General features: G+C 51.4%; 6 protein-coding genes and 1 tRNA gene. 6 read left to right on the top strand and 1 reads right to left on the bottom strand.

Going from position 1 to position 5,773, the window contains the following annotated elements:
• Nucleotides 1–147 precede the first annotated feature (147 nt).
• Complete coding sequence (gene cysT, locus HMPREF3066_RS10640; RefSeq protein ID WP_070442844.1) at nt 148–984, bottom strand: sulfate ABC transporter permease subunit CysT; 837 nt, start codon at nt 982–984, stop codon at nt 148–150.
• A gap of 234 nt (nt 985–1,218) precedes the next feature.
• Between cysT and HMPREF3066_RS10645 the strand changes: the two genes are divergently transcribed.
• The 6 genes from HMPREF3066_RS10645 (at nt 1,219) to HMPREF3066_RS10670 (ending at nt 5,633) form a co-directional block, all read left to right on the top strand.
• Entirely contained in the window at nt 1,219–1,692 is a 474-nt protein-coding gene (locus tag HMPREF3066_RS10645; protein WP_070442847.1) for a hemerythrin domain-containing protein, read from the top strand.
• Between the two features lie 99 nt (nt 1,693–1,791).
• Nucleotides 1,792–2,286 carry a hypothetical protein gene (locus HMPREF3066_RS10650; RefSeq protein WP_049226274.1) on the top strand — a complete coding sequence of 165 codons (495 nt, stop codon included), beginning with the start codon at nt 1,792–1,794 and terminating at the stop codon, nt 2,284–2,286.
• 111 nt (nt 2,287–2,397) lie between these two features.
• A tRNA-Asn gene (locus tag HMPREF3066_RS10655) sits at nt 2,398–2,473 on the top strand.
• A gap of 173 nt (nt 2,474–2,646) precedes the next feature.
• Nucleotides 2,647–3,297 carry an oxygen-insensitive NAD(P)H nitroreductase gene (gene nfsB / locus HMPREF3066_RS10660; protein WP_045072898.1) on the top strand — a complete coding sequence of 217 codons (651 nt, stop codon included), beginning with the start codon at nt 2,647–2,649 and terminating at the stop codon, nt 3,295–3,297.
• Between the two features lie 135 nt (nt 3,298–3,432).
• Entirely contained in the window at nt 3,433–3,792 is a 360-nt protein-coding gene (locus tag HMPREF3066_RS10665; protein WP_039407927.1) for a DUF2069 domain-containing protein, read from the top strand.
• The gene (locus HMPREF3066_RS10670) at nt 3,792–5,633 is read left to right on the top strand and encodes a PglL family O-oligosaccharyltransferase (protein WP_070442850.1); all 1,842 of its coding nucleotides are present in this window, start codon (nt 3,792–3,794) and stop codon (nt 5,631–5,633) included. The genes HMPREF3066_RS10665 and HMPREF3066_RS10670 overlap by 1 nt, the downstream gene beginning before the upstream one ends.
• The last annotated feature ends 140 nt before the right edge of the window (nt 5,634–5,773 follow it).

A 5,773-nucleotide genomic window follows, 5' to 3' on the forward strand; every position in this document is an offset into this window, starting at 1 on the left:
TCGATATACAAGGTCGGATTCTTGAATCCGACAAAATATCCTGTGTTCCGTTGTTTCAGTATCAAAACGTCGGATTCAAGAATCCGACCTACATTTTTCTGCGCGGGAATGACGGCAACAGCGTAGTTCAGGTTTTCAGACGACCCCTCAACCCTTCGCTCCCGAACGCCTGCTCAACGCCCACTGCATCACGTTCAACGCAAACAGAATCACAAACGAAACCATCAGCATAAACAACGCCACCGCCGACGCGCCCTGTACATCGAACTGTTCCAGCTTGCCCGTAATAATCAGCGGCAGGATTTCGGAAACCATCGGAATGTTGCCCGCGATGAAAATCACCGAGCCGTATTCCCCTGTTGCCCGCGCGAACATCATGCCCGCGCCGGTTAAGAGCGCCGGCGTGATTTCCGGCAGCAGCACGCGGCGGAACGTCGTGAAGCGGTTTGCCCCCAATGTTGCCGCCGCTTCCTCATATTCGCCCGACAATTCCTCCAATACCGGCTGCACGGCGCGGACGATAAAGGGCAGGCTGACGACGACCAGCGCAATCCAAATGCCGACGGGCGTAAACGCGATTTTGATGCCCAAAGGCTCGAAAAAACGGCCTATCCAACCGTTGGGCGCATACAAGGTCGCCAACGCGATGCCCGTAACCGCCGTCGGCAGCGCAAACGGCAAATCGACCAGCGCGTTTACCAGCCCCTTGAGCGGAAATTCATAGCGCACCAACACCCAAGCCACCAGCGTGCCGAACACGACATTGGTCAGCATCGCATAAAACGACATCCGCAAACTCAGCCACACCGCCGCCAACACGTTCGGCTCGGCAATCGTGTTCCAAAAGCCGCCCCAGCCGATTTCCGCCGCCTTCGCCGCCATCATCGCAAACGGCAAAACCACCAGAAGCGACAGGCACAATACGGTCAGGCCGAGGCTGATTTTGAAGCCGGGCAGTACGCTGGGCGTTTTGAGTAATAACATGGTCGATCGGAAGGAAAAAATAAGATGCTGCCACTTTAGCGGGGTCGTCTGAAAAACGGAAAGAATGGTTTGTTTCCCGCAAAGAAAAATTGGTTATAAGTATTGCGTGAAACAAGGCCGAAAACTGTACATCCGCCCGTGCGGGGTGTATGCTTCGAATACATTCATACAATATCAATCTTTACCACAAACCTTAAACGTCGTCTGAAAACGACTAAATTCAGGAATACCGCCATGACCGATTTGACCGTTTGGGAAGTTTCCCCCGTAAATACCGTGATAGACCATGTCATCAGCCGCTATCACAATACCCACCGCGCACAACTTGAAGAGCTTGTCCCCTTGGCGCACAAAATCGCCTCAACCTCGCCCGACGGCTTCCCCGCCGAACTGCCGGAACTGCTCGAATACATCCAAAACGAGCTGCTGATGCACATGATGAAGGAAGAACGTATGTTGTTTCCGATGGCAAAACAGGGCTTGGGCAGCCGCGCCGCCATGCCGGTTAATGTCATGATGCACGAACACGAAGAACACGACCGCGCACTGGCGCAGTTGAAAACCCTGACCAATCATTTCACTCCGCCGCAAAACGCCGACAAAGACCAGCAAAGGTTGTACGCGTTGGCACAAGAACTGTCGGACGATTTGGAAGAACATATCCACTTGGAAAACGAAATCCTTTTCCCACGCATCTTGGCTTCATAAAAAATATCGGCGGCTGTCTAGCCGCCGATATTTTCTACCTATGCCACTCTATAATATATAATTGTTTTATATGGATATTCAATCCATGAGGATTATCTTATGAAACCTATTGCCACCGCGTTATCGCTATCCGCCTTCATCCTGACCGCCTGCACTGCAGACTCGCCCCGCATGTCGGTAGGCCTCGGCTTGGGAACAGGTATAGGCAGCCATATCGGATTAGGTACCTCTGTCAATATTCCCGTCGGCATCGGCAAAAGGGAAAACCGTATCCCTAAAAACAACGGCGGTATCCATATTATCGAGGAACAAATCGTTACTTACTTTGACGCACAGGGCAACCCTGCCGACAGCCCCGTCAAGGGCGGTTACTATCGGCAATTAATCAGCAGGCACAATCATGAATATCTGGTACAGGATTTCTACAGCGACAACAGCAGGAAACGCACCGACCCCTACCCCTTGCCCCGCGACCGGCTGCTACAATTCCGCGCCACACCGTATGACGGTTCATTAACCGTATATGCCTACAACGGCAACGTCATGCAGCAACAGGTATTTAAAAACGGGAAATTAATCAGCGCAAAATATTAATGGAATAAAGTCAAAATAATATACTTACCATTCAAATATTTGAAATGCTGCCGTTTCGTCAGTTGAAATTTTAGTTGACACTTTTTTTCAGGGCTATATAATACGCCCCATTCCCCGATAGCTCAGTCGGTAGAGCGACGGACTGTTAATCCGCAGGTCCCTGGTTCGAGCCCAGGTCGGGGAGCCAAATTTAAAAAGCCTGAACAATTTGTTCAGGCTTTTTTGCATACACTTATTATCTTCAATCGGCGAAAAATAAAAGTCTTCCTATCGTCTAAAGTATTAAGATTTGCCTGATTGCTCCTTTCAGACGACCTTCCTATAATCTGTTTTTCTTTTTTTATAAAGAGGCAATAAATCATGAATATTACCGAAATCGTCCGCCAACGATACAGCACCAAATCTTTCGACCCGTCCAAAAAAATCGCAGCCGAAGACTTCGCCCATATCGAAGCCGCCCTGCGCAACAGCCCCTCCAGCGTCAATATGCAGCCGTGGCACTTCATCATCGCCGATGATGAAGCGGGCAAAGCGCGCATTGCCAAATCCACCGAAAAACTCCCTTACAACGCCCCAAAAATTACTCATGCCTCCCACGTCGTCGTCTTCACCGCCCGCGTTTGCGCCGACGATGATTATGTCGCCGCCGTATTAGCGCAAGAAGACAGAGACGGGCGCTTCGCCACGGAAGAAGCCAAGCAGGCCGGCGACTCTACCCGCCGCTTGTTCTTGGGCATCCACCGCAACCAAATCCAAGATGAAGAGCAATGGCTTGCCAAACAAGTCTATCTCAACATAGGCTTCACCCTATTCGCCGCTGCCGCAGCAGGCATCGACGCCGTGCCGATGGAAGGCGTGGATTTGCAGGTTTTAAATGAGGAATTCGGTTTGACCGAAAAAGGCTACAAAGCCGTCGCCGTCGTCTCCTTCGGCTACCGTGCCGCAGACGATTTCAACGCCGCTTTACCCAAATCACGTTTTGAAAACGAAGCCATCTTCACCAAAATCTAAAAAAACTGATGAAACGGCAATAGGTCGTCTGAAACCTTCAAATAGAGGTTTTCAGACGACCTTTTTGCGTCATCACATCCTGTTTCGGTATAATTCGCGTTCCAATATCCGGCTGAAAGCCGTTCAGACCTGCCCGTGAATACATCATCGAAACCTTCCCTACCCTATCTTGCCTCGTGTGCCAGCCTGATTTTTCTGATTCTGCTTTCCCTGTCTTGGGAATTGTGGATTGCGCCTTTGCGCAACGGCGGTTCATGGCTTGCCCTCAAAGCCCTGCCTTTATGCCTGCCGCTGGGCGGCATACTCAAGGGCCGTATTTATACTTATCAATACAGCTCTATGCTGATTCTGATTTATTTTGCCGAGGCGGTCATGCGCCTGTTTGACGCTTCGCCTGCCGAACGTCTGTGCGCCGCATTGTCGCTTACCTCCTGCATAATTTTCTTTGTCGCCTGCCTCGCATTTATCAAACAACACAAAAAAGAGGGGAAATAATGTTTGCCCGTACCGCATATCATCTTAAAAATGAATGGAATATCCGCCTGCTGCCTTTATGGGTTTGTTTTATCTGGGTTTGCGCCGTCCCTTTCCTGTCGATTTACCGCGTAGGCCCACTGCCGAGCTTCTACCTTGAAGCCGGCTCCCTGTTGGGTGCGACAATTTTAGTATTGGCTTCGGCATATAAAGGCCTGCTCAATATCCGCCTGCCTTATGTATCTGTCGGACTGTTGCTGATGGCGGCATATTGGGCGATACAGCCTCGGATAATGGGCTTGCTGTATCCCGGGATGAGCGACTTGGCGGCATGGACCTTCGTCATCCTCGCACTGTCTGCCTGGGCCTGCCGCGGCTGGATTTCCGCTTACGGGCAGGACAGAATTGTTACCGTATTCGCATGGGCATTGTTTTTTGGTGCAGCCGCGCAGGCTGTCGTGGCATTTATGCAGTTCAAAGGATGGTCGGACATTTCCCTGTTTCACGGCATATTGGCTTACGGCGGCGGAACGGTAAACGGTCAGCTCGGACAACGCAACCATCTGGGCCATTATCTGATGTGGGGCGTACTTGCCGCATCCTATTTGTGGGCAACGCGGAAAATGCCCGACTGGCTGGGATTTATTTGCGTATTTCTGCTGACTGCCGTCTTGGGTTTGGTCAACTCGCGCACTATCTTGGGCTACATCATCGCTATCGTATTGATTCTGCCTTTTTGGTACTGGCGGGCAGGCCGCGAATCGGCACGCTTAATCAAAATCTTCTTTTTCGCAGCGGTATTGGCTGCGGTTTTCCAGTTCGGCATGGGGACGCTACTTGAGTTACTGGGCAACAGCCGTTACGAGACCGCGGTAGAACGCGCCGGCCATAGCGATTTTGAAGGTTCTGCGCGCCAAATCGAATGGCGGAATGCCTGGACCGCCTTTACCCGCTCCCCAATCCTCGGACACGGCTGGAACAGCTTCGGCAGCCTGAGTTTCCTGTTAAATGCGGAAAAACAGTACTTTGCCAATAACATTCTCGGCGTTTTGTTCACCCACTGCCACAACCTTATCCTGCAAATCCTTGCCGAAATGGGGCTGACAGGCGCATTATTGAGCGCAGGAACCATACTCGCGGGCGTTTGGCGTTTGATTGCCCGTCCGTCTAATCCTGCCAACCTGTTCCTACTGACCGCCGCAAGCGTAACCATGTGCCACAGCATGCTCGAATACCCGCTTTGGTACATCTACTTCCTGACCCCGTTCGCCCTCATGCTTTCTCTCTCAAGCGCGCGTTATGAAGATGTATCCGACGGAATCAAACAAGCCCGCCGCCGCAATTTGGCAGGCGGTATCGCCGCATTGGCCATTATCGGCGGCACGCTGCACTTAGGCTGGAACTATACCGACCTGACCGCTTACAGCCGTCAACCCAAAACCGACGGCCCGTCTCAAGCCAACGCCAAAATTTCCGGACTGCGCCGCATTTCCGAAACCAGTCCCATGCTGGCCTATTATGCCGACCTGAGCCTGACCCGCCGTGCCGACCCGGCCGATGAAAAAGTCCAACCTTGGGCGCAAAAAGCGGCATTCGACGCACTCACCTACCGCCCTTACAGCAATGCCTACCAGGTCGGCCTCTACCTCTACCGTCAAGGTAAAACCAAAGAAGGCGCGCAATGGATGCAAGACATGTATTATTACTATCCTTACACGATGCCGTTTTACACCGGCAAAATCCGCAGTAGAAAGGAATTCGAACCGCTTCTGCCCCAAATTTTGGAAGACTGCCGCAATTTCCTGAAATCGCCAAAACATAAAACCGCCAAACCTTGCGCGGCGGAGATACCGGCATCGTAAACAACCAAGGTCGTCTGAAATATTTTCAGACGACCTTTTGCTATCGATCCCAATAAACAGCCGGCCTACCATTTCCCACTGGCAAGAGAAACCATATTCGGACATAGCGATTTATAGTGGATTAAATTTAAATCAGGACA

The sequence above is a fragment of the Neisseria sp. HMSC03D10 genome, from assembly GCF_001807625.1.
GTDB lineage: Bacteria > Pseudomonadota > Gammaproteobacteria > Burkholderiales > Neisseriaceae > Neisseria > Neisseria mucosa.

What these genes read in the sequence shown, in the direction of transcription:
- cysT (WP_070442844.1), bottom strand. Translation starts at nt 984, where the DNA reads ATGTTATTACTCAAAACGCCCAGCGTACTGCCCGGCTTCAAAATCAGC.
- HMPREF3066_RS10645 (WP_070442847.1), top strand. Translation starts at nt 1,219, where the DNA reads ATGACCGATTTGACCGTTTGGGAAGTTTCCCCCGTAAATACCGTGATA.
- HMPREF3066_RS10650 (WP_049226274.1), top strand. Translation starts at nt 1,792, where the DNA reads ATGAAACCTATTGCCACCGCGTTATCGCTATCCGCCTTCATCCTGACC.
- nfsB (WP_045072898.1), top strand. Translation starts at nt 2,647, where the DNA reads ATGAATATTACCGAAATCGTCCGCCAACGATACAGCACCAAATCTTTC.
- HMPREF3066_RS10670 (WP_070442850.1), top strand. Translation starts at nt 3,792, where the DNA reads ATGTTTGCCCGTACCGCATATCATCTTAAAAATGAATGGAATATCCGC.